Below are 3359 nucleotides of genomic sequence, written 5' to 3'. Positions count from 1 at the left end.
CCTGCCTTATGGGCAAAGCCGGTAATGGGGAGCTGGCGGCAATTTGATCGCGCTCCTGCACCAATCACCGCCAACCCCGCTCTCCATTACGAGGTACGCCTGAGGAGTTCGATCAGCTGGTCGGTGGGCTGGAAGACGCCGCGCCGCAGGTGGGGCGGCACGATCGCCTCCATCGCATCGAGCTTCTCGGTTGGATCGCCGCGCGTGTAGACCTCGGTGGTCGTCAGCGTAGCGTGGCCCAGCCACAGCGACACCTTCCGGATGTCCCCGGTCGCTTGCAGAACGACCATCGCGCAGGTGTGCCTGAGCACGTGGGGCGAGACGCGTTTCTTGGCGAGACCGGGCTGCTTGCGAGCCGCAGTCGCGGCGTGCTGCCTGAGCAGATAGGCAAAGCCCCATCGGCTCAGCGGCTCACCACGGGCGTTGACGAACACCTCGGGTGTCGCGACCTGCCCGCGGATGGCCAGCCAGGCACGCAGTGCAGCGGCCGCCGGCTTCCACAACGGCAGCGTCCGCTCCCGGCGTCCCTTGCCGAGCACGCGGATGCTCATCGAAGGCAGGTCGATGTCATCGACCTTGAGGCCCGTCAGTTCGGAGACGCGCAGTCCTGCGCAGACGGCCACGTGCAGCATTGCGCGATCGCGGATGCCATCGCGTTTCGCCGGATCGGGAGCGTCGAGCACGGCTTGGAGCTCTTCGCGCAGAAGGTAGGGCACCAGGCGCGTGTCAGTTTTCTTGAACGGGATCGCCAGTACACGGCGGATCTGCTCGAGCGCGGCCGGCTGCCGGTACTCGAGGAAGCGGAAGAACGACTTGATCGCCGCCAGGCGAACGTTGCGCGTCACGGCCGCGTTTTTGCGCTCGTCCTCAAGATGCTCAAGGAAGGCGCTGACGAGCCCGGCATCGATCTGTTCGAGCGTCAGCGCCGAAGGTTTGACCTTGAGCCGGTCGGCGGCGAACACGAACAGCAGCTGGAAGCTCGAGGCATAGGAGTCCCTCGTGTGCCGGCTGGCGCCCCGCTGGCAAGCGAGGGTGTCGCGCAGGAACGTCTCGATGAGGGGAGCGATCGGCGTCATGCTGACCTCCCTTCGGACATGAACGCTTCGCCGGCCATGGCGACATCGCGCAAGAGGTCGGGCGTGGCCTTGAGATACCAGTAGGTCGCATAGATGTTGACGTGACCCATGTAGGTCGCGAGTGCCGCCATGTGCGCCCCGCACCGGCCTCGGCCGGTAGGGCTGCCTTGCAGCGCGCGCACCGCAAACGTGTGCCGTAGATCGTGCAGGCGAGGACGGCGATCCGACGTCGATCTGATGCCAGCCTTGTCGACCAGCCTGTCGAAGGTCTCCTTGACGGCAATGTAGCGTAGCGGCCGACCGCGCTTGTCGATGAAGACCGGATCATCGTCTGAGCCGGGCCCGCGACGTGCCAGGTATCGCTGCAAGCCGGCGACCGCCGTGTCGTGCAGCGGCACCAGTCGCGTCTTGCGGAACTTGGTCTCGCGGATCAGCAGACCGTCGCGGGTCACATCCGTGATCGTCAGCTTCAGGGCTTCGGAGATCCTGAGCCCGGTGGATGAGAGCAGCGCGATCAAGGTCGCTTGCGTGTGCGGGCGCAAGCCGCGCGTTGGCCGAAGCCGCAGCGCAGCTTCGACCAGCCGACTGATCTCGTCTGTCGTGTAGATGTGCGGCGTGCGACGCTTCTTGCGGGCGCCGAAGTGATTTGCCGGCGGCAGCTCGTGCCCGACGTCCTCCACCCGGACATGGCGTACGAAGCGACAGACGGCTCTGAGCCGTGCATCGCGTTGCGCGACGGATGGTCCGAGCGCGGCCCAGTCGATCGCTGTTTTTGTCTCGACGTACGTTTGTCCGCGCTCGGCCGCGAAGGCGGCAAAGCTCTTCAGCAGGTACTCCGCGGTCGACATCGCGAAGCCCGTGGTGCGGCGGAGCGCGAGATAGGTCTCGATGGCGTCGAGCATCAGAGCGCCTCCGGCCAGGGCTGAGCAACCTGCTTCAGCAGCGCGACGTCGGCCTTTGCGTAATAGGCCGTCGTGTCGATGCCGCGATGCCGAAGGACGAGGCCGATCTTGTCGAGCGGCACGCCATGGCGCAGCATCTCGGTCGCCGCGGTGTGCCGCAGAGCGTGGGCCCCTTTGACCGGCGCCACGATGTCGGCCCGCTTCATGATACGCTTGACCACCGACGAGATGCCGTCGCCTCGTCGGAATGGCCGGCACGGTGCGATCGTGCGCAGGAACAAGAGATCGTTCCGGCGGGTAGACGGCCGGCATTCGAGGTAGGCGGCGATCGCATCCCCGACGTCTTGCGGTAGCGGCAGCCGGACCTCGTAGCGCGACTTGCCGCAGACCCGTAGCGATCCCGTTTGCCACTCGATATCCGCGAGACGCAGTTGCGCCACGTCACCGGCCCGCAGGCCGAGACGCACCAACAAAAGTACGATCGCACGATCACGCCGGCGCCCACCGACGTCGCCGTCACAGGCAGCGATCAGCCGGTCGACCTGCTCGGTCGACAGATACCGGGGCATGTCGGCAAGCTGCCAATGAGCATAGGCTGGAACGGCGCCGTCGAGATCTGCCTGACAACGGCCTGCGACTGCGAGATACCGCAGGAAGGCCCGCAGGCTCGTCGCCATCTTCTCGATCGTGCCACTCCCGCTATTGCTCGCCCGCTCCAGGAAGTAACTGCGGACATCGTTCGGCCTCCAGCCGTCCGGGTCAGATCGAAGCTCCATCATCAGGCCCGCGGCGTCGCGGGCGTAGAGCCTGACGGTGGCATCGGATGCGCCGCGATGCTTGCGCAGCCACGTCTTGAAGTCGGCGACCAGCTGCGGCTCGGCGGGTGCTGCCCCCACGGCCGCGGACCAGCAAAGGCCGAGCTCGACGAGGTGCCGACGAAAGAGCCTGGCACCGTAGATGGTGTGGTGGTTGCGCCGGCCGCCTTTGGCGCGTGGACACCGGCAAGTGCGCAGGTGCTCGCCGAACGCGGCGAGATCAACGTCCGTCAGGCCCACGCCTTGCTCGGCCATAACATGGCCGATGTGAGCCGCCGCTCGCAAATAACGTACCGCTGTCTCGGGGCCATAGCCCTGCCGCTCCAGCGCCGCTGCAAACCCGTCAAGGTAAGGCCCGCTCGGCCCACTGCGCAGATGCCCCAGCATCTTCGCTGCCGAGAAGTACGTCTCCAACATGTCCGTCTCCGTATGTGACCGGCCATCAGTGGCCGACCCAACGGGGCCGCACAGGCGACTTGTAATGGAGAGCTCGAGAGCGGCAATACACAGGAAAATACGGTGATCGCGATTGGCAGCTCCCCATTACCGGCTTTGCCCATAAGGCA

The 3359-nt window shown here is 65.9% G+C and carries 3 protein-coding genes; all 3 read right to left on the bottom strand.

Features of this window, described 5'->3' with window-relative positions; translation table 11 throughout:
- Positions 1-86: 86 nt before the first annotated feature.
- Genes AC5ZFO_RS47510 through AC5ZFO_RS47500 form a run of 3 tightly spaced genes read right to left on the bottom strand, consistent with a single transcriptional unit; the run spans position 87 to position 3207 of the window.
- On the bottom strand, positions 87-1076 hold the full coding sequence (locus AC5ZFO_RS47510) for a tyrosine-type recombinase/integrase (RefSeq protein WP_496124202.1): 990 nt from the start codon (positions 1074-1076) through the stop codon (positions 87-89).
- On the bottom strand, positions 1073-1978 hold the full coding sequence (locus AC5ZFO_RS47505; RefSeq protein WP_496124201.1) for a tyrosine-type recombinase/integrase: 906 nt from the start codon (positions 1976-1978) through the stop codon (positions 1073-1075). Before AC5ZFO_RS47505 ends, AC5ZFO_RS47510 begins: the two co-directional genes overlap by 4 nt.
- Positions 1978-3207: a tyrosine-type recombinase/integrase gene (locus AC5ZFO_RS47500; protein ID WP_496124200.1), complete on the bottom strand. Its 1230-nt coding sequence runs from the start codon at positions 3205-3207 to the stop codon at positions 1978-1980. The genes AC5ZFO_RS47505 and AC5ZFO_RS47500 overlap by 1 nt, the downstream gene beginning before the upstream one ends.
- Positions 3208-3359 lie beyond the last annotated feature (152 nt).

The organism is Bradyrhizobium sp. Unk1, from assembly GCF_059512345.1.
This window is presented reverse-complemented; position numbering and strand designations above follow the sequence as displayed.

Excerpts from the sequence above, each read along its gene's own strand:
- AC5ZFO_RS47510 (WP_496124202.1), bottom strand. The coding sequence starts at position 1,076 with ATGACGCCGATCGCTCCCCTCATCGAGACGTTCCTGCGCGACACCCTC.
- AC5ZFO_RS47505 (WP_496124201.1), bottom strand. The coding sequence starts at position 1,978 with ATGCTCGACGCCATCGAGACCTATCTCGCGCTCCGCCGCACCACGGGC.